Source organism: Quadrisphaera granulorum (assembly GCF_003149145.1).
Lineage (GTDB): Bacteria > Actinomycetota > Actinomycetes > Actinomycetales > Quadrisphaeraceae > Quadrisphaera > Quadrisphaera granulorum.
In genome coordinates, this window is record NZ_QGDQ01000009.1 from 88,195 (window position 1) to 108,199 (window position 20,005).

Below are 20,005 nucleotides of genomic sequence, written 5' to 3' on the forward strand. Positions count from 1 at the left end.
CCCGTGATCTCCGTGATCATGGGCGTCCGACGCAGTTTCAGGGGCGTCGACGCCCGTGCGCGGGGTAGGGGACGGCCATGGCGATGACCACGAAGTCCGAGGCCGTTCGCGAGGACGAACTACCGAGCACGCTGCAGCGCTCGGACAAGAAGGCGCAGGCGACCTTCGCGAAGGCGCATGACGCCGCAGAGCAGACCTACGCCGACGAGCCGAACACCGAGGAGCGGGCACGCCGCACGGCGTTCTCCGCGCTCAAGCACACGCACGAGAAGGTCGGCGACCGCTGGGAGCCGAAGGACGGCGGCCGGCGTGGCCCCTCGGACGCGCAGGCTGCTGGCGGCGCCGGCACGGATCGTGAAACGGCAGGTGGCGTCGATGCCAACGCCACCAAGGCGCACCTGCTCGACCTGGCTCGGCGTCTCGACGTGCCGGGCAGGTCGTCCATGACCAAGGACGAGCTCGTTGCGGCGCTGCAGAGGGCCAACGACAGAGAGACCGCCAGGGCCCGGTCGGGCTCCTGACGGTCTCTCTGGCATGAAGCTGGGAGCGGCCCGTCCGTGCTGTCGCGGGCCACGCGGCTCAGCGAGCCGTCACTGGCACGCCTCGCACTCGTCGCCGTTCTCGATCGAGCAGGCGGTGGCGCCGGTGAGCCAGTCGTCGTCCTCGGCGGCAGCCTGGGGCTGCGCGGGAGCGGTGGTGGCGGTGGTCTGCGTCACGGTGTCCTCCGGGGTGCTGCGGGTCGGCGCACCCAGGGTAGACGTGCCCGGGCGAGGTCATCCCGGGGCGCGCGAGGGGCTCGGCCGCTCCGACACGCTCGCGGACGGCTGCGACGGGCCGACCGGGTGCGGGCGGTTTGGGGGGTTCGTGTGGCAGTCTCGTCCCGTGCGGTGCTGCACGGGCGATCACCCTCCCGGGTGGACGTCACGCCTGGCCGCTCATCCTCGAGGCGGTGGGCGCCGAGGAGACGGGTGTGGAGGTGGCTGAGACGGCGCAGCGGCGCACAGGCACGCGGGCAACCGTGGGCACTGTGGTGGGTACGTGGGGCGCTTCGGCGGGTGTCGCCGGGTCGTTTCTCGTGCTCTGCGCTGCCACCGACTCGTCCTGGCCGGCGGCCGCGTTGCCCGCGCTGATCGCTGCGGTGGCCCTCGTCCCCCTGTCCGGCACGGCGACTGCCCTCGCGGTCGCGCCGCTGGTGGCCGCCACCATCGCCGTCGCGCTCTCGAGCATCGGCCGCGGAGAACTCGTGGCCGCCGCGGGCCTCGGCGCTGCCGTGCTGCTCGGCGTGCTGGTCGCCGTCGTCGTCGTGATCTTCCGGCACCGGGCGATCGCTGAGCTCGACGCCGCCCGCCAGCTCGCCGACGCCGTCTCCGTGGTCGACGAAGCGACCGGTTGCTACAACGCCAACGGGCTCGACCTGCTCGCGCGTCACGTGCTCGGCGCGGCGCGCCGCTCCAGCGGCGCGATGCACGCCTCCCTCGTGCAGCTCGGCGACCTCGAGCCTGTGCGCGAGCTCGGGGGGCCGCAGGCCGTCGCGGAGGTCATCGGCGGCGTGGCCGATGCGCTGCGTGCCAGTACCCGCGGCGCCGACGTCGTCGGCCGCTGGGGTGAAGACCTCTTCGTTGTGCTCGGACCGGGCACCGGCACCACCCCCGCCGAGCTCGAGCGCCGCCTGCGCGTGCGCCTGCTTGGCAGCCCGGACGCACCGCTCGTGCGCTGGGCGTGCTCCCTCACCGTGGGCTCGGGGCTGCTCGAACCGTGGGACTCCGGAGGCCTGGCCGAGCTCGTCAGCCGCGCCGAGCAGGACCTGGCGCTGCGCCGCGCGCTGCGTGCACCCAGCGCCGTGGAGCCCGCGCGCCAACGTCCGTCACGTCGCTCCGAGGACCAGCCCGGCTCGATCGGCTGACCGCCCCGCTCTGAATGGCACGGGGCCACCCTGTGCCATTCCTACTGGCACGGGGTGGCCCTGTGCCATTGAGGGAGTGGCGCAGATCCACCCACGCGCTGAGGCGTGGACGCTCACGACGACGACGGACGCGGGATCGCCCGCCCGGGCTGCGCCTCAGCGGCGGAGTTCAGGGTCGCGAACCGGCCCGCGATGGCCCTGGACTCCGTCAGCGCGGACGGCCGCGTGCCGGCGTCGTCCTGATCGCCTTCCCTTCGGGACCTGGTGAGCGCCGGAAACCGCCTGGCCGGCGCTACTACCCTGGTCGTGAGAGCGAGACCTCCGGCACAGCGAACCCGGAGGAGCAGCGACTCCGGAAGCGAACCGGAGCACCCAGAAGGAGCGCCCCACCGCATGAGCACCACGGACCAGTCCGCCCCCGCGAGCGGCGCAGCCAGCCCCGGCGACGCCCCTGCCCAGCGGTACACCGCCGCGCTCGCGGCGCAGCTGGAGCTCGCGTGGCAGCAGCGGTGGGCTGACGAGGGCACCTTCGAGGCGCCGAACCCCAGCGGGCCGTGGGGCGACGCGGCGGCGGTGGCCGGGCGCGAGCCGCTGTTCGTCATGGACATGTTCCCGTACCCGTCGGGCGCCGGGCTGCACGTCGGCCACCCGCTGGGCTACATCGCCACCGACGTGTGGGCCCGCTACCAGCGCATGAACGGCCGCAACGTGCTGCACACGCTGGGGTACGACGCGTTCGGCCTGCCCGCTGAGCAGTACGCGGTGCAGACCGGGCAGCACCCGCGGGTGACGACCGAGGCGAACATTGCGAACATGCGCCGCCAGCTGCGCCGGCTGGGCCTGGCGCACGACGCGCGCCGCTCGATCTCCACCATCGACCCGGACTACTACCGGTGGACGCAGTGGATCTTCCGCGAGATCTTCGAGAGCTGGTACGACCCGGAGTTTTTGCGGCCCGACGGCGGCCGCGGTGCCGCCCGGCCGATCTCGGAGCTGCGCGAGGCGTACGCCTCGGGCCGCCGCCAGCCCGAGGACGGTTCGACCTGGGCCGATCTGGACGACGTCGCCCGCCGCCGCCTGGTCGACGCGCAGCGCCTGGCGTACGTCTCCGACGCGCCCGTGAACTGGTGCCCCGGCCTGGGCACGGTGCTGGCCAACGAGGAGGTCACCGCCGACGGCCGCAGCGAGCGCGGCAACTTCCCCGTGGTGAAGCGTCCGCTGCGCCAGTGGATGATGCGGATCACCGCCTACGCCGACCGCCTCGTCGACGACCTGGACCGGCTGGACTGGCCCGAGCCCGTCAAGGCGATGCAGCGGCACTGGATCGGCCGCTCCACGGGCGCGCAGGTGCGCTTCGCCCTGCTCGACGGCCCGGCCGAGGGCGGTGAGCTAGAGGTCTTCACCACCCGCCCGGACACGCTGTTCGGTGTCACCTTCATGGTGGTGGCCCCTGAGCACAGCGCTCTGGATGACCTGCCCGCCACCTGGCCGGCCGGCACCCCGGAGAACTGGACCGGTGGCGCCGCCACCCCCGCGGAGGCCGTGGCCGCCTACCGCGCGCAGGCCGCCGCCCGCAGCGAGGCCGAGCGCACCGACGAGGGCCGCACCAAGACCGGCGTCTTCACCGGACTGCACGCGGTCAACCCGATCACCGGCACGGCGGTGCCCGTCTTCACCGCCGACTACGTGCTGGCCGGCTACGGCACCGGCGCGATCATGGCCGTGCCCGGCCAGGACGAGCGCGACTTCGCCTTCGCGGAGCGGTTCGAGCTGCCCGTCGTCCGCACGGTGCAGCCCCCGGAGGACTTCGAGGGCGGCGCGTACACGGGCGCCGGTCCGGCCATCAACTCCTCGAACGACGATGTCGACCTCGACGGCCTGGAGGTCGCCGAGGCCAAGGAGCGCATCACCGCGCACCTGGAGCGCACCGGCGCCGGCCGCGCGGTGACCACGTATCGCCTGCGGGACTGGCTGTTCAGCCGCCAGCGGTACTGGGGTGAGCCCTTCCCGATCGTCTACGACGAGGACGGCCTGCCGGTCGCCGTCCCGGAATCGCAGCTACCCGTGCTGCTGCCGGACGTGCCCGACTACTCCCCGCGCACCTTCGCCCCGGACGACGTCACCAGCGAGCCCTCCCCGCCGCTGTCGCGCGTGCCGGAGTGGGTCAACGTCACCCTCGACCTGGGCGACGGACCGAAGCAGTACCGCCGCGAGACCAACACCATGCCCAACTGGGCGGGCTCGTGCTGGTACGAGCTGCGCTACCTGGACCCGCAGAACGGCCAGAAGCTGGTCGACCCGGAGGTCGAGCGGTACTGGATGGGCCCGCGTGCTGAGAGGGCGGTCCGTGCGGCCGACGGCACCGCGGTGAAGGACACGGGAGGGGTCGACCTGTACGTCGGCGGCGTCGAGCACGCCGTCCTGCACCTGCTGTACTCCCGCTTCTGGCACAAGGTGCTCTTCGACCTGGGCCACGTCTCCTCCCAGGAGCCGTTCCGCCGCCTGTTCAACCAGGGGTACATCCAGGCCGACGCGTTCACCGACGTCCGCGGCACCTACGTGCCCGCTGCGGAGGTGGAGGAGACCACCTCGCCTACCGGTGCACGCGAGTTCACGTGGCAGGGCGAGCCCGTCACCCGCGAGTACGGGAAGATGGGCAAGTCCCTGAAGAACGTCGTCACGCCCGACGACATGTACGAGGCGTACGGCGCCGACACGTTCCGCGTGTACGAGATGTCGATGGGTCCCCTGGACGACTCCCGCCCCTGGGAGACCCGCGCGGTGGTCGGCTCTCAGCGTTTCCTGCAGCGGCTGTGGCGCAACGTCGTCGACGAGGCCACCGGTGAGGTCCTCGTGACCGACGCTCCGGCCGACCCGGCCACCCGCGCCCTGGTGCACCGCACCGCGGCGGGTGTCGCCGCCGACTACGAGGCCCTGCGCTTCAACACCGCGGTCTCCAAGCTCATCGAGCTCAACAACGAGCTGACCAAGCTCTCGTCGGTGCCCCGCGAGGCCGCCGAGGCGATGGTCCTCATGGTGGCGCCGCTCGCGCCGCACATCGCCGAGGAGCTGTGGTCGCGGCTGGGGCACTCGGGTTCGCTGACCTTCGAGCAGTTCCCCCAGGCCGACCCGGCGCTGCTGGTGCAGCAGACGGTGACGTGCGTGGTGCAGCTGCAGGGCAAGGTCCGCGACCGCCTCGAGGTGCCCGCCGACATCACCGAGGCCACGCTGCGCGAGCTCGCGCTGGCCTCCCCGGCGCTGCAGCGGGCGCTGGACGGCCGCGGGGTGCGCACGGTCATCGTGCGCGCACCGAAGCTCGTCAACGTGGTGCCCGCCTGATCGTCTGATCCGCCTGATCCTCCGCTGACGGGGCCCGTCGTCCGCCCACAGGGCGGCCGGCGGGCCCTGTTCGTGGGCCTGTGTCCACAGGGGCCCGCGCGGGGCCCGCCGCATCGGAGGGGCGGGCCAGCCTGGTCCGGTGCTGGACGGGGCGCCCGGCTCGGGCTGGGAGGAGGACGACGACGACGGCGGCTTCCCCGGTGAGGCCGCTCCGCTGCGCGACCGCGCCGCCCTGCGCGCGGCGCAGCGGCGCGAGGCCCGCGACACCCACGAGGTGTGGCGCCCGTCGGCGATCGACAGGCTCCGGGAGGCGCGCTGGTCCCTGGCGCCGCCTGCCGCGGCGGGAGCGGTGCTCCTCGTGGCGGCGGTCGTGGTGCTGCTCGTGCTGTCCGCGGCGAGTGCGGGGCGGGCGTCGGTGCCTACGCCCACCCCCGGTGTGGCGGTGCCGACGCGCACGCTGCAGCCGTCGTCGCCGCCGTCGTCCTCGTCCCCGGGGCCGCCCTCGTCGTCATCGTCGGTACCGGGGTCGGCGGTGTCCTCCGGGGGCGCTGCGGGCGGGGAGGTCGTGGTCGACGTCGTCGGTGAGGTGGAACGGCCCGGCCTGGTGCGACTACCCGCCGGATCACGCGCTGACGACGCGGTCCGCGCCGCCGGCGGTGCCCGACCCGGTGCTGACCTGCGGCGGGTCAACCTCGCGCGGCTGCTCGTCGACGGTGAGCAGCTCGTGGTTCCCGCGCCGGGCGAGGAGCTCACGACGTTCGCGCCCGGGGCGGCGAGCGTGCCCGCGACGTCGGCTGCGGCGGGGGCCTCCCGGACTGCGAGCGGGCCCGTGGACCTCAACCACGCAACCCTGGCCGAGCTCGACGGCCTGCCCGGCATCGGTCCCGTCCTCGCCCAGCGCGTACTCGACTGGCGCGCGGCGCACGGACGGTTCACCAGCGTGGAGGAGCTGAGTGAGGTCCCCGGCTTCGGCCCGGCCACGCTGGCGCGGCTCACGCCCCTGGTAACGGTGTGAACCGCGGGGGCGTCGTGTCGTCGGCGTTGTCTGCGGCGCCGTCGCTGGAGGCCTCCGCGGACCGGCGCCTCGACGCCCGGCTGCTCCCCGCGGCCGTGGCGGCGTGGGCGTGGGCGGCGCTGGCGCTCGTCGTCCCGGTGGTGGTGCTGGCAGCAGTGGCGCTGGGAGCTGTTGGCCTCGCCACGGCGTGGGCGCTGCGCCGCCGGGCCGGGACGGCGTCGCTCGCGCTTGTGCTGATCGCGGCGGTTGCGGTGTCGGTAGGTGCCGGGCGCCTGGAGCGCTCGGCCGGGCTGCTCCAGCCGTTGGCGGCCGAGCAGGCGACGGCCGTGCTCGACGGCGTCGCCGTCTCCGACGCCACCCGGGTGCGGGTAGATCCAGCTCGCTCCTGGGGGCGCCCCAGCCCGCGCTGGACGGTGCGCCTGTCGGTGAGGACGGTGACCGGACGCGGGAGCACGTCCGCGGCGCACGCCGAGGTGCTCGTCATCGGGGGAGCCGGCTGGGAGGCCGTGCGCCGCGGCGACCGCGTGCACGCCGTCGGGCGCCTACAGCCCACCGACCTGGCCGACCCGTCCGCCGCCGTGCTGCGCGCGATGCGCTCGCCCACCACCGCCCCTGCGAGCGGGTGGGCCGCCCGGGCCGGTCAGCGACTGCGCGAGGGACTGGTGAGAGTGTGCGCGCCCCTGCCCACCGATGCCCGCGGACTGCTCCCGGGCTTGGTGGTCGGCGACACCACCGCCGTTCCCACGAGCCTCGACGCCGACCTGCGCACCACGGGCCTGACGCACCTCACGTCGGTCTCCGGCGGCAACACCGCGCTCGTCGCCGGAGCAGTGGTGCTGCTCGGCGGCGTCGTCGGGCTGTCCCGCCGGGCGCGCCTCGTGCTGGCCGTGGGCGCGCTGCTCGCGTACGCCGCCCTCGCCGGCGGCGAACCCAGCGTGCTGCGAGCCGCGGCGATGGGCACCGCGGCGCTCCTCGGGACCCTGCTGGCCCGCGGCGGGGGAGGACTGCCCACGCTCTGCCTCGCCGTCGCGGTGCTGCTGGTGGCCGATCCATGGCTGGCCCGGCAGGCTGGCTTCACGCTGTCCGTGCTGGCCACCGGGGCGCTGCTGGTCCTCGCGCCGTCTCTGGCCGCGTCGCTCGCACGCCCCCTGCTACGGGGCCGGGTGCCGGGCCGGCGGGCGGCGCCCGTTCGCGACGCGCTGGTCTCGGGGATGGCGGTGGCCGTCGCCGTGCCTGTGTCGGCGCAGCTGGTGTGCGCCCCCGTCGTCCTGCTGCTGGCCCCCGGGCTGCCGGCGCTCGCGGTGCCGGCCAACGTGCTGGCCGGTCCTGCGGTGGCCCCGGCCACCCTGCTGGGACTGCTGGCCGCGCTCCTGGAGCCGTGGGGGCCGGTGGGTGCCGCACTGGCCGGCCTCGCCGCGCGGCTCGGTGGGCTGGCGGCGCAGTGGATCGCGCTGGTGGCCCGGACGGGCGCCGAAGTGCCGGGAGCGGTGGTCCCGTGGGCGCAGGGGCCGGGGGCCGCCGTCGCGCTCGCAGTGCTCACGGTCGTGGCGCTGAGCGCGCCGCGGGGTGTCCGCGCGGTGAGCGCCGCGCTGCAGCACCGCCCGGATCGCCGGCTCGAACGGCGGCTGAGTCGGTCGCCCGATCGGCGACCGGCGGGCTGATCCCGGTGAGTCTGATCACCGTCGGACGCTCGTGGCAGGGTGTGGCCGTGCCCGCTCCACGGTCCTCGTCCCGCAGCCGCGCCTCCGGAGCGTCGAGCCGCGACAGCACCGCTGCGCTGCCGTGGCACCAGGCCGTCCCCGGCCCGGTGGTGCTCGTCACGGGGCCGGAGCAGCTGCTGGCCGAGCGCGCCGTCGAGCGGATCCGCGACGCGTGCCGCGAGCGGTCGCCGGAGCTCGAGGTCGTCGCGGTCGAGGCCGCGGCGTACCGCTCCGGAGAGCTCACGCAGTGGACGAGTCCCTCGCTGTTCGAGGAGGCGCGGCTCGTCGTCGTCAACGGTCTGGAGGCCGCCCCCGACGTCCTCGTCACCGACGTGAGCGCCGCGCTGGGGGGCCTCCCCGACGACGTCGTCCTCGTGCTCCGCCACTCCGGCGGGGCCCGCGCCGGTGCGTTGCTCAAGGCGGCGCGGGTGGTGCCGGGGGCGGTGCTGGTGGAGTGCCCGGCGGTGAAGTCGCCGGCGGAGCAGCGGGCGTTCGCCCAGACCGAGCTGCGCTCCCACGGCCGCACCATCGACGACGACGCCCTCGACGCGCTGCTCCTGGCCATCGGCTCCGACCTCCGATCGCTGGCGGCCGCGTGCTCGCAGCTGGCCACTGACGTGCCCCGCGGCACTGCTGCCGGCGGACGGGCCGCGCGGCTGACCGCCGACGACGTCGAGCGGTACTACGGCGGCCGCGCCGAGGTGACGGGCTTCAAGGTGGCCGACGCCGCGGTGGCCGGCCAGCGGGCCGAAGCGCTGCGTCTGCTCCGTCAGGCCCTCGAGTCCGGACTCGACCCGGTGCCCCTCGTGGCCGCCCTCGCGCTGAAACTGCGGGGCATGGCCAAGGTCGCCTCGGCCGGGCGCGGGTCGCCCGATGTGCTCGCCAAGAGCCTGGGCATGGCCCCCTGGCAGGTCCGCACCACGCGCGACAGCCTGCGCGGGTGGACGCCGGACGGCATCGCCGCTGGCATCACGGCGCTTGCCGAGGCCGACGAGGCCGTCAAGGGCGGCGGGCGCGACCCTCGCTACGCGGTGGAGAAGGCCGTTATCGCCATCACCGCCGCCCGCGCCGGCTGACCTCGAGGGTCGGCCAGTCCGCACCCCAGCCCCAACGCCGCGCGCCGAGCGCGTCCGCGTCGGGAGCCGTGCTCTTCACCCGCTCACGTCCCTGAGATCAAGGACGTGAGCGCGGGCTCCTCAAGGCGGGCCGTGCGCTCCGCGCAGCACGACGACCTTCCGATGTGGGCCCCCTGTCCCGGGCCCTACGAACGTCGTCACACAGAAGTAACAGGCAAGAGTCTTTACGGATAGTTCCTTGCCAGTTAGCTTCCTCGTCATCGACGCCCGCAGGCGTCCCCCGTCCGGCAGCGAGGACTCACGATGAGACGAGCACTGCGCACGACCACCGCCCTGATCACCGCGGGGGCACTGGCCCTCTCCGGAGCGCTGGCGAGCTGTTCCTCGTCCTCCGCCGACAGGTCGGGGGTGCTGCGGGTGTGGGCCGGTGAATCCACGCCGTTCAACGACAACTTCAACCCGTTCTCGCCCGACGCCGTCTTTGCGACGTTCGGTGCGATCTACGAGCCGCTGTTCTTCTACAACCAGCTCTCCAGCGACCCGCCGACCGGCATGATCGGCCAGTCCTTCGAGATCAACGGTGACGGCACCGTCATCACCGTCAAGATCAAACCTGACCTGCAGTGGAGCGACGGTCAGCCCCTCACCGCCGACGACGTCGCCTTCACCTTTGGCTACGGCCCCAACAAGAGCCCGCAGATGGTCAGCGCGACCGCCCCGGACGCCACCACCGTGGTCCTGACGTACAACGCTCCCCAGTTCACCGCGGAGTCGCTGATCCTCGGCTCGACGACGATCATCCCGAAGCATGTCTGGAGCTCCATCACCGACTACGCCTCCCAGACCAACGAGAAGCCGGTCGGCTCAGGGCCCTACGTGCTCGACTCCTTCTCCGACGCCGCGTACACGATCAAGGCCAACCCGAAGTTCCGCGACGGCGAGCCGGCGGTCAAGGAGGTCCAGTACCTCGCGCTGGACGCCAACCAGTCCGGGCAGGACCTGCTGACCACTGACAAGCTCGACTGGTCCGGGCAGTTCATCGCCAACCCCGACAGCGTCACCGCCGGCGGGCGCATCGGCACCGCGAACTTCCAGCAGGACCCGACGGTCATCATGGCCTGCTCGAACGCCGACCTCGGATGCAAGGGGCCGCAGACCGACCCGGCCGTGCGTCAGGCGATCAACCTGCTGCTGGATCGCGACGAGATCGCGAAGAAGGCGTTCGCCGGTCTGACCGCGAAGGGCAACCCGGCGTTCCTGCTGCTGCCGCGTGACCAGCAGTGGCTGGCCGACCCGGCGACCGGCGAGAGCCCGCAGTCACCGAACATCGCCGCGGCCCAGAAGGTCCTCGAGGACGCCGGCTATGCCAAGGGCTCCGACGGGATCTACGCCAAGGACGGCGTGCCGCTGGACATGACGATCGTCTCTCCGGACGGCTGGACCGACTACAACGACGCCGACAAGCTCATCAGCGAGCAGGCCGCCGCCGCGGGCATCCGCATCGAGGCGCGGACCGTCTCCGACGCGGAGTACTACACCCCGGCCAGCACCGGCGACTACCAGCTCATGCTCTGGGGCCTGACGCAGTCGCTCGTGGCCGACCCGTACTCCAACTACCACGAGTACTTCGCCAGTTCGGGCACCGCCGAGGTCGGCACGGCCCCGCCCTCCGGCCAGAACTTCGCGCGGTACTCCAACCCCGAGGTCGACGCCGCGGTGACGGCGGCCGCGGCCACCCAGGACGTGGCCGCCAAGCAGGCCGCCTACGCCACGGTCCAGCAGCACATCGCGGCCGACCTGCCCTACATCCCGGTGGTGGTCAACGCATCGCAGGCGTTCTTCGACACCAAGGACTTCACCGGCTGGCCTTCCGTGGAGGACCCCTACGCCGACCCGCTGCCCTACCTCTCGACGGCGTCCGGTGTGGTGCTCGCCCACCTCAAGCCCGTCCAGAAGTAGCGGGCTCAGGACGACGACGAGGACGAGCACCCGATGGCCTTCTACCTGCGCCGCACGGCGTTCTACGCGGTCACCGTCTGGGCGGCGGTGTCGCTGAACTTCCTCCTGCCGCGCCTGCTGCCCGGAGACCCGGCGGCGATCATGATCGGCAAGCTGCGCCGCGCGAGCGGGGGGCGCCCGCTGTCCCCGGAGGTGATCGCCTCGATCAACGCGGTGCTGGGCCCGCCGAAGGGCACGTCCCTGTGGGAGCAGTACCTCATCTACTGGGGGCGGCTGCTGCACGGAGACCTCGGCATCTCCTCCACCCGGTACCCGGCGCGCGTCGTCGACCTCATCGCCGCGGCGCTGCCGTGGACGGTGGTGCTGGTGGGCACCGCCACGGTGCTCTCGTTCGTGCTGGGCATCGTCGCCGGGGCCTGGGTGGGGTGGCGCCGCGGCACGTGGCTCGACCACCTCGTGCCCGTCACCACGGTGCTGCAGTCGATCCCGTACTTCTGGCTGGCCCTCGTGCTCGTGGCGGTGCTGGCGGTCCAGCTGGGGATGTTCCCCATCGTCGGCGGTTACGACGTCTTCGACTTCCCCGCGGGTCCCGAGGCCAGCTGGGCCTTCCTCGTCAGCGCGTTCACCCACGCCATCCTCCCCGCCGTCACCATCGTCATCTCCTCCGTCGGAGGCTGGCTGCTGGGGATGCGCAACATGATGGTCGCCACGATGTCGGAGGACTACGTGGTCACTGCCCAGGCCAAGGGCCTGCGGCCGAGCCGGGTCCGCTCCCGGTACGCCGCCCGCAACGCGGCGATCCCCAGCCTGGCGGGCTTCGGCATCGCCCTCGGCTTCGTGGTGGCGGGCTCCATCGTCACCGAGCAGGTCTTCAGCTACCCCGGCGTCGGCAGGCTCATGATCCAGGCGGTGTCTGGACTGGACTACTCCCTCATGCAGGGCGTCTTCCTGGTCATCACCCTCACGGTGCTGGCGGCCAACTTCGTCATGGACCTCCTCTACGGCCTCATCGACCCGAGGGTGAGGACGCATGCGTGAGCTGATGCCCCGCTGGGACGGCAAGCTCGCCATCGGCGTGGCCACCGTCGCCCTCATCACGGTCTTCGCGCTGGTGGTGCCCCTGCTGGCGCAAGACCCGCGCAGCAGCGCCAACCCCGCGCTCCTGCCGCCCGGGCCAGGCCACTGGCTGGGCACCACCAAGCTCGGCAACGACGTGCTGGCCCAGCTGGCCGTCGGCACCCGCGGCTCCCTGTTCGTCGGGGTGCTCGGCGGGCTGGTGTCGCTGGTGCTGGCGCTGTTCTTCGGCATCCTCGCCGGCTACATCGGGGGTGTGGTGGACGAGGTGCTCATGCTCCTCACCAACATCAACCTCGTCATCCCCGGCCTGCCGCTGGTGATGGTCATCGCCGCGTACGTGCAGAACGCCCCCGGGCTGGGGTCGCTGGCGCGCAGCTCGCTCATGGTGGCGCTCGTGCTCGGGGTGACCGGCTGGGCAGGCTCGGCGGTGGTACTGCGTGCGCAGGCCCGTTCGCTGCGCACCCGCGAGTACGTCGCCGCAGCCCGCGTGGCCGGCGAGGGCACGCTGCGCATCATCTGCGTGGAGATCCTCCCCAACCTCGTGCCGCTCATCGCCGCCCAGCTCATCTACGGCGTGATCTTCACGGTGCTCGGCGAGGCCGGCCTCAGCTACCTGGGCCTAGGCCCCACGGGCTCCATCACCCTCGGCACCATGCTCAACGACGCGCAGACCGGCCAGGCCGTCGGCACCGGCGCGTGGTGGTGGTTCGTGCCGCCCGGCACCATCATCGCCGCGCTCGGCGCGGGGCTGTCGTTGGTCAACTTCGCCCTCGACGAGGTGGTCGACCCGCGCCTGCGCCAGGCTCCGCAGGCCGTCCGCCGCCAGCGCCGCTCCCGCGCCGCCATCACCCGCGAGGAGGCCAGCGCATGATCGTCGAACGTGCGGCCGAGCCCGATCTCACCGTCCAGCCCGTGCTCACCGTCGAGGACGTGTCCATCCGCTACGAGGTCGACCCACCCGTCGACGCCGTCCGCGGGGTCTCCTTCACCCTGCACCGCGGCGAGATCCTCGGGCTGGCCGGGGAGTCCGGCTGCGGCAAGACCACCCTCGCCTACGGCATCACGCGCCTGCTGAAGCCGCCCGCGGTGATGACCGGCGGCCGCGTGGTACTGCACGGCAGGGCCGGTCGAGATGCCGGTGGAGACCAGGACGACGACGAGGCCACCACCGACGTCGTCGCCCTGACCGGCGAAGAGCTGCGAAGGTTCCGGTGGGACCGCGTCTCCATCGTCTTCCAGGGGTCGATGAACTCCCTCAACCCCGTGATGACCGTCCGCGACCAGCTCCACGACGTCTTCACCACGCACCGCCCCGGCATGCGCCGCCGCGTCCGCGAACAGCGTTGCCGCGAACTGCTCGAGCTGGTCGGGGTCGACCCGGCGCGCCTGGCCAGCTTTCCCCACCAGCTCTCCGGCGGCATGCGTCAGCGCGTCATGATCGCGATGGCGCTTGCGCTCGACCCGCAGGTCATGGTCATGGACGAGCCGACCACCGCCCTCGACGTCGTCGTCCAGCGCAGCATCATCCGGGAGATCATGGTGCTACGGGAGCGGCTCGGTTTCGCCGTCATCTTCATCACCCACGACCTGCCGCTGCTCATCGAGATCAGCGACCGGATCGCCGTGATGCGCGACGGTGAGGTGGTCGAGCTGGGCACCGCCGAGCAGATCTACCGCGCCCCGCAGGCCGACTACACCAAGCAGCTCCTCGCAAGCTTCCCCAGCCTGTCAGGCACTCGCGGCGGCTTCGTCAGGGGTCGCGAGGAGGTGCTCGGCGCATGACGCCTGTCGACGGCGTGCTCAGCGCCAGCCACCTCGTGAAGACGTTCCGCCTGCGCTCCGGCCTTCGGAGCACCCCCGTGCACGCCGTGAAAAACGTGTCGTTCGAGGTGGTCCGCGGCCGTACGGTCGCGCTCGTGGGTGAGAGCGGGTCGGGCAAGTCGACCATCGCGCGGATCCTCGCCAAGCTCGAGACACCCACCTCCGGTCAGGTGCTCCTCGACGGCGTGCCCACGCCCACCCGGGGGCGCGCGCTCGCCGAGTACCGGCGGCGTGTGCAGATGGTGTTCCAAGACCCGTTCGCCTCGCTGAACCCGTTCCACTCGGTGGCGCACCACGTGGAGCGGCCGGTGCGGATCCACCACCCGGAGTTGACATCGGCGCAGGTGGCGGCGCGGGTGCGCGACCTGCTCGACCGGGTCCAGCTGTCACCGGCCGACAGGTTCGCCTCCCGCCGACCGCACGAGCTGTCCGGCGGGCAGCGCCAGCGCGTGGCGATCGCGCGGGCCCTGGCCCCGGGCGCGCAGTACGTGGTGGCCGACGAGCCGGTGTCGATGCTCGACGTCTCCATCCGGCTCGGGGTGCTCAACCTCCTGGCCGACCTGCAGCGCGAGCAGCACCTCGGTGTCCTTTACATCACCCATGACCTCGCCACTGCCCGCCACTTCTCCGACGAGCTGCTCGTCATGTACCGGGGAGACGTCGTGGAGCGCGGCCCCGCTGACGACGTGATCCTGCGCCCGCAGCACCCGTACACCCAGGCACTGCGGGAGGCCGCTGCAGACCCGGAGCGCCTCGGCGCGCTGCGCGACGAGGTCAGGCGCTCCCTCCGTCCCCTCGGCCAGGAGAGGAGCGCCAGCGCATGACTCCCGTCGACCCGGGCACCCCCACCTGGCTGCGTACCCGCAACGACCGCACCGCCCTGGCGCTGCTCCTGGAGCACGGCCCGCTCAGCCGCTCCCAGCTGGGCCGGCTGTCCGGCATGTCCAAGCCCACTGCGGGCCAGATGATCTCCCGCCTGGAGCAGGTCGGCCTCGTGGGGCCCGTGGGGGAGATCTCGGAGTCTCGCGGGCCCAATGCCGTCGTCTACGGGGTGCGCTCCGACGTCGTCGCCGGCGTGGCGGTGTCCGTGCTGGAGGGCTCGCTCGAGGCAGTGCTCACCGACCCGCTCGGCACGGCGCACCCGGTGGCGCAGGTGCCGTTGGCCGGCCGGGACCGCTCCCCCGAGGCCGACGTCGGCGCCGCCGTGGAGGCGGCGTGCCGCGCGGCGGGGGCCGACCCGGCGTCGGTGACGGTGGTCGTGGTGGGCGTGCAGGCAGCCGTCGGCGTCGCCCACGACGAGCTCTCGTTCACCGACACCCTGCCGGGCTGGCCCCGGCGGGGCGCGCGGTCGCGGCTGGAGGCCGCCACCGGCCACGCGGTGACCCTCGAGAACGACGTGAACCTCGCGACGATCGCCGAGCGGGCCACCCCCGAGCTGGCGGACGCCGATGACTTCGCCCTGCTGTGGGTCGGCGAGGGCCTCGGTGTCGGCGTGGGGGTCGGCGGGGTGGTGCAGCGCGGGGCGTTCGGCGGGGCGGGCGAGATCGGCTACCTCGAGGTGCCGCGGTCGGCCGCCGCCATCGACCCCAATGCCACCGACTTCACCGACCTGCTCGGCGGCGCCGCGGTCGTGCGCCTGCTGGGCGGGCCTCCGGAGGAGCCGCTCCGATCGGCGCTCACCCGCCTCGACGACGACGTGCTCGCGCAGCTCGCCGACCGCATCGCGCTGGCCGCGGCGCCCGTCGTGGGCCTGCTCGACCCGGGCGTGCTCGTGCTGGGCGGCCCGACCGGCCTCGCGGGCGGCCCCGAGCTGGCCGCGGCCGTCAAGGCGCGCCTGGCGTCCGCGCACCTCAAGACGGCGGACCCGCGGGACCGGCTCGGACGGTTGCGGGTGCTCGTCAGCGGCAGCGGGCCGCAGCCCGTGCTCCAGGGCGCCGGGCAGCTGCTCGTCGACGACCTGCGGGCGCGGCTCGAGTCCCGCATCGGCGTCCCGTGACGGGTCGCCGTCCCCCGTCCTGTTCCTACGTCAAGGAGACCCCGTGAAGCTCGCCATCGTCGGCGGCGGCTCGACCTACACCCCCGAGCTCATCGACGGCTTCGCCCGCCACCGCAGCGCGCTGCCGCTGGAGGAGCTGGTGCTCGTCGACCCCGACCCCCGCCGACTGGAGCTGGTCGGTGGCATGGCCCGGCGCATGCTCGCCCACGCTGGCCACCCCGTCACCCTCACGACGACGTCGGACGTGCGCGCCGGCGTCGACGGCGCGGACGCCGTGCTCCTGCAGCTGCGGGTGGGCGGGCAGGACGCCCGCAGCGCCGACGAGACGTGGCCCCACGAGGCGCACTGCATCGGCCAGGAGACCACCGGCCCGGGCGGCCTGGCCAAGGCGCTGCGCACCGTGCCGGTGGCCCTGTCCATCGCCGACGTCGTCAGGGAGCACGCGCGGCCGGGCGCGTGGATCGTCGACTTCACCAACCCCGTCGGCATCGTCACGCGCGCCCTGCTGGAGGCCGGGCACCGCGCCGTGGGCCTGTGCAACGTGGCGATCGGCTTCCAGCGCCGCTTCGCCGCGGCGCTCGGCGTGCCCGCCGACGACGTCCTTCTGGGCCACGTCGGGCTGAACCACCTCACGTGGGAGCGCAGCGCGGTGGTCGGCGGCGTCGACCAGCTGCCGGGCCTGTTGTCCGAGCGGCTGGGCGAGCTGGCCGAGGAGGTGGAGCTGCCGGCGCCGCTGCTCGCGCAGCTGGCGGCGGTGCCCTCGTACTACCTGCGCTACTACTACGCGCACGACGAGGTGCTCGCCGAGCAGCTCGCCGCCCCCACGCGCGCCGACGCCGTGCGCGCCATCGAGCGGGAGCTGCTCGACCTCTACGCCGACCCGCGCACCGTCACCAAGCCGGAGGCGTTGGAGCGCCGCGGGGGCGCCTTCTACTCCGAGGCGGCGGTGGAGCTGCTCGTGCAGATGAGCAGCTCGGCGGGCAGTCCGCTCGACAGTCCGGCGGGGCGACCGCGGGTGGTGAACCTCCGCAACGACGGCGCCCTGCCGTTCCTCCCCGACGACCACGTGGTGGAGGTGCCGGCGGTGTTCCACGACGGGCGCTTCGTGGCGCGCGACGTCGAGGAGGTGCCGGTGGAGGCGCAGGGGCTGGTCGCGGCGGTGGCCGCCTACGAGCGGCTGGCCCTGGAGGCCGCCGTGCACGGCGGGCGCGAACGGGTGCTGTCGGCGATGCGCAGCCACCCGCTCGTGCTGCAGCACGAGCGTGCCGAGAAGCTCACCGACCTGCTGCTCGCCGAGAACGCGAGGTTCCTCCCGTGGGCGCGGTGACCGGGGACCAGACCGTGGACCAGACCGTGGTGGTCGCCGTCGACGGCGGGGGCAGTAAGACCGACGCCGTCGCCGTGCGTCTGGATGGCTCCGTGGTGTCCCGCGCGCGTGCCGGAGGGAGCAGCCCCCAGATCGAGGGGCTCACGCGGTCGGTGGAGGTGGTCGACGCGCTGGTGCGCGAGGTCGCCGGCGTCGCGCCCCTGGCGGGAGTTGACCTGTTCCTCTCGGGCCTCGACTTCCCCGCGGAGGAGGAGGCGTACCGGCAGGCGATCGCCGACCTGCCGTGGGCGCCGGGTGCGCTGCTGGACAACGACCTGTTCGCGGTGCTGCGCGCCGGCACGTCCGCGGAGGCCGCCGTCGCCGTGATCTGCGGGACGGGCATCAACGCGGTGGGACTGGGGCACGGCGGAACGCGGGTGCGCTTCCCCGCGGTCGGGGCGATCTCCGGTGACTGGGGCGGCGGGGGCGGGTTGGGCTCGGAGGCGCTGTGGCACGCCGCGCGCCACGTCGACGGGCGTGGCCCGGCGACGGCGCTGACCGAGGGCATCTGCCGGGTGCTGGACGTTCCGTCCGTGCCGGAACTCATCGCCGACCTGCACTTCGGGCGCCGCTCCCAGGGCGACCTGAGGTTGCTGGCCCCGGAGGTGTTCCGCGCGAGCGACGCCGGTGACGCGGTGGCGGGCGCGCTGGTGGACCGGCAGGCCGACGAGGTGGCCGCGCTGGTCACCGCCTGCGTCCGCCGGCTCGACCTGGCAGGCGAGCCCTTCCCGGTGGTGCTCGGCGGGTCGGTACTGCAGGCGGGGCACCGGCGCCTGGAGGACCGGATCGCCGCGAGGGTGCACGACGTCGCGCCGCACGCGGAGCTCCACCACCTGCGCGTGCCGCCGGTGGTGGGGGCGGTGCTGCGGGCGCTGGAACGGGCGGGAGCTGACGGCGGTGCGCTGGCCCGCGCCGAGGCCGAGCTGGTAGGGACGGCTCACGCCGCGCTGGTGGGCGGGGTGGCTCGATGACGCGTGACGGAAGTGGTGGGGGAGTGACGGGCGTCGCGGTGGTCTCGGCGCACCTCGATGACGCCGTGCTGTCGGCGAGCATCGAGGTGGCCACTGCCGACCGGGTGATCACCGTCTTCGCCGGCGTCCCGCCGGAGGGGACGCCGCCTGGCGGGTGGGACGTCCTCACCGGAGCGCCTGACGCCGCGGCCCGTGTCCGCGACCGGCACCGGGAGGACGACGCCGCCCTGGCCGCGCTGTCTCCGCAGGTGACGGCGTTGCGGTTGGGGGAGCTGGACCTGCAGCACCGCCCGTCGGGGGACCACAACGACGACGGCGCGGCGGGTGCTCCGCCGGTTCTCGCCGAGCTGGGCGCGGCGCTGGCCGACGCGGCACAGGGCTGCGGGCACCTGTACCTGCCCGCCGCCGTCGGGCAGCACCCCGACCACGTGAGCACGCACCGCGCGGGCTTCGTGGCGGCGCAGCGGCTCGGGGTCCCGGTGACGCTGTACGCCGACGTCCCGTACAGCGTGCGGTGGGGGTGGCCGGAGTGCGTCACGGGCCAGCCCGACTCGCCGTTCCTGCGCTGCACCGCCGAGTGGGACGAGTCGTTCGCCGCCACCGGCCTGGACCGCGAGCACTGGCGACTGCAGGTGCGGCGGCTCAGCGAGGAGCAGGTGGCCGCCAAGTCCGCGGCCCTGGAGTGCTACGCCTCGCAGATGCCCGCGCTCGACGCGGGGACCGCGCGCATCGTGACCCGCCCCGACGTGATGGCCTTCGAGGTGGTGTGGACGTGGGCCCTGGATCGTCCGGTAACGCTGGCTGACGCTGGCGTCCCCATCGACGGGTCCTGCTGAGGTGACGATGGACGTGCCCAAGCCGGCCTGAGCCGAACGCGCGCGGCTGGCTTCCCCGCGGGGAGGTGGCGCGCAGACGCTTGATCGTCGACGGTGGCGTGTACACCCGTCGAGCTGGGGACGCATCCTCCCGGTGGGGACGCACAGGCCCGGTCTTACGCGGTCCCAGGCGGGCTCGAACGTCCCCACCGGGCTTTAGCGTCCCCGGAAACGTGCAGAGCTTCCGTGATCGTGACCGAGAGGGTGGCGGACGCCCATGATCACGGACGAGGTGGCGCTGAGGTCCTCGATCGTGGCCGAGGGGGTGCGACGAAGCGGGTGAGGACGGCGAAGGGCGGGGACGGACCGCGTCCGTCCCCGCCCTTCGTGCGGAGCTGTGAGCCGGAGCCGCCTCAGGAGGCGGAGTTCACGGCCTTCGCCAGGGCCGACTTGCGGTTGGCGGCCTGGTTGGAGTGGATGACACCCTTGGAGACGGCCTTGTCGAGCTTGCGGCCGGCGACGCGCAGGGCGCTGGAGGCCTTCTCGGCGTCACCGGCGGCGACGGCCTCGCGGACCTGGCGGACGGCCGTGCGCAGCTCCGACTTCACGGACTTGTTGCGCAGACGCGCAAGCTCGTTGGTGCGGATGCGCTTGATCTGGGACTTGATGTTGGCCACGGGCCGGTCTCTCCGTCGCTTCTGGGGTGTCTGGTCGAAAAACCTGGGCAGTGCTGGTGGCGTCTCCGCCGAAGCTCTCGCGCAGCCCCGCCGCATGTGGGTGGTGCGCACGCAGCCACCCAGGTTACCAGTGCCTGGAGGGCGTTCGCGCACGGCGAGATCCAGACCAAGACTTGCCTGTCGGTGTGCCCGCGGGGCTCCCGTCTCGGTACCGTCCGCACCATGGACCTGGGGTCGTCGCTGAGCAGTAGTGGCGGTGCTGGCACGCGGAGCGCGGGGGTGGTTGACGA

The 20,005-nt window shown here is 73.5% G+C and carries 18 protein-coding genes; 16 read left to right on the forward strand and 2 right to left on the reverse strand.

Annotated elements, in window-relative coordinates; all coding sequences use genetic code 11:
* Positions 1–77: 77 nt before the first annotated feature.
* Complete coding sequence (locus BXY45_RS09025) at positions 78–521, forward strand: ChaB family protein (protein ID WP_109773996.1); 444 nt, start codon at positions 78–80, stop codon at positions 519–521.
* A gap of 69 nt (positions 522–590) precedes the next feature.
* On the opposite strand, the gene BXY45_RS24520 is transcribed toward BXY45_RS09025, so the two are convergent.
* A complete protein-coding gene (locus BXY45_RS24520) occupies positions 591–716 on the reverse strand; it encodes a hypothetical protein (protein ID WP_281270570.1) in 126 nt (41 codons plus the stop codon).
* A 233-nt stretch (positions 717–949) separates the two neighbouring features.
* On the opposite strand from BXY45_RS24520, the gene BXY45_RS09030 reads away from it, so the two are divergent.
* The 15 genes from BXY45_RS09030 (at position 950) to BXY45_RS09095 (ending at position 19,059) form a co-directional block, all read left to right on the forward strand.
* Entirely contained in the window at positions 950–1,903 is a 954-nt protein-coding gene (locus BXY45_RS09030) for a GGDEF domain-containing protein (protein WP_170131403.1), read from the forward strand.
* Positions 1,904–2,008: 105 nt separating this feature from the next.
* Positions 2,009–2,146, forward strand: coding sequence for a hypothetical protein (locus BXY45_RS23185; RefSeq protein WP_170131404.1), 138 nt, complete (start codon positions 2,009–2,011; stop codon positions 2,144–2,146).
* Positions 2,147–2,296: 150 nt separating this feature from the next.
* Positions 2,297–5,242, forward strand: coding sequence for a leucine--tRNA ligase (leuS, locus tag BXY45_RS09035; protein WP_109773998.1), 2,946 nt, complete (start codon positions 2,297–2,299; stop codon positions 5,240–5,242).
* A gap of 139 nt (positions 5,243–5,381) precedes the next feature.
* Entirely contained in the window at positions 5,382–6,257 is an 876-nt protein-coding gene (locus BXY45_RS09040; RefSeq protein ID WP_211319390.1) for a ComEA family DNA-binding protein, read from the forward strand.
* Positions 6,254–7,918 (forward strand): ComEC/Rec2 family competence protein, encoded by a 1,665-nt coding sequence (locus tag BXY45_RS09045; RefSeq protein ID WP_109773999.1) that lies wholly within the window; start codon positions 6,254–6,256, stop codon positions 7,916–7,918. The genes BXY45_RS09040 and BXY45_RS09045 overlap by 4 nt, the downstream gene beginning before the upstream one ends.
* Positions 7,919–7,965: 47 nt before the next feature.
* Entirely contained in the window at positions 7,966–9,033 is a 1,068-nt protein-coding gene (gene holA / locus BXY45_RS09050; RefSeq protein WP_109774061.1) for a DNA polymerase III subunit delta, read from the forward strand.
* A 303-nt stretch (positions 9,034–9,336) separates the two neighbouring features.
* On the forward strand, positions 9,337–10,992 hold the full coding sequence (locus BXY45_RS09055) for an ABC transporter substrate-binding protein (protein WP_109774000.1): 1,656 nt from the start codon (positions 9,337–9,339) through the stop codon (positions 10,990–10,992).
* Between the two features lie 33 nt (positions 10,993–11,025).
* Entirely contained in the window at positions 11,026–12,030 is a 1,005-nt protein-coding gene (locus BXY45_RS09060) for an ABC transporter permease (protein WP_109774001.1), read from the forward strand.
* A complete protein-coding gene (locus BXY45_RS09065; RefSeq protein WP_109774002.1) occupies positions 12,023–12,940 on the forward strand; it encodes an ABC transporter permease in 918 nt (305 codons plus the stop codon). The genes BXY45_RS09060 and BXY45_RS09065 overlap by 8 nt, the downstream gene beginning before the upstream one ends.
* Positions 12,937–13,851: an ABC transporter ATP-binding protein gene (locus tag BXY45_RS09070; RefSeq protein WP_109774003.1), complete on the forward strand. Its 915-nt coding sequence runs from the start codon at positions 12,937–12,939 to the stop codon at positions 13,849–13,851. The genes BXY45_RS09065 and BXY45_RS09070 overlap by 4 nt, the downstream gene beginning before the upstream one ends.
* Entirely contained in the window at positions 13,848–14,714 is an 867-nt protein-coding gene (locus BXY45_RS09075) for an ABC transporter ATP-binding protein (protein WP_109774004.1), read from the forward strand. Before BXY45_RS09070 ends, BXY45_RS09075 begins: the two co-directional genes overlap by 4 nt.
* The gene (locus tag BXY45_RS09080) at positions 14,711–15,886 is read left to right on the forward strand and encodes an ROK family protein (RefSeq protein ID WP_109774005.1); all 1,176 of its coding nucleotides are present in this window, start codon (positions 14,711–14,713) and stop codon (positions 15,884–15,886) included. The genes BXY45_RS09075 and BXY45_RS09080 overlap by 4 nt, the downstream gene beginning before the upstream one ends.
* Positions 15,887–15,929: 43 nt before the next feature.
* Positions 15,930–17,213 (forward strand): family 4 glycosyl hydrolase, encoded by a 1,284-nt coding sequence (locus BXY45_RS09085; protein ID WP_109774006.1) that lies wholly within the window; start codon positions 15,930–15,932, stop codon positions 17,211–17,213.
* Complete coding sequence (locus BXY45_RS09090; protein WP_211319391.1) at positions 17,201–18,223, forward strand: N-acetylglucosamine kinase; 1,023 nt, start codon at positions 17,201–17,203, stop codon at positions 18,221–18,223. Before BXY45_RS09085 ends, BXY45_RS09090 begins: the two co-directional genes overlap by 13 nt.
* Complete coding sequence (locus BXY45_RS09095) at positions 18,220–19,059, forward strand: PIG-L deacetylase family protein (RefSeq protein ID WP_146211142.1); 840 nt, start codon at positions 18,220–18,222, stop codon at positions 19,057–19,059. Before BXY45_RS09090 ends, BXY45_RS09095 begins: the two co-directional genes overlap by 4 nt.
* Before the next feature lie 392 nt (positions 19,060–19,451).
* Here the strand turns inward: BXY45_RS09095 and rpsT are convergent, their stop codons facing one another.
* A complete protein-coding gene (gene rpsT, locus BXY45_RS09100) occupies positions 19,452–19,715 on the reverse strand; it encodes a 30S ribosomal protein S20 (protein WP_109774008.1) in 264 nt (87 codons plus the stop codon).
* Between the last annotated feature and the right edge of the window lie 290 nt (positions 19,716–20,005).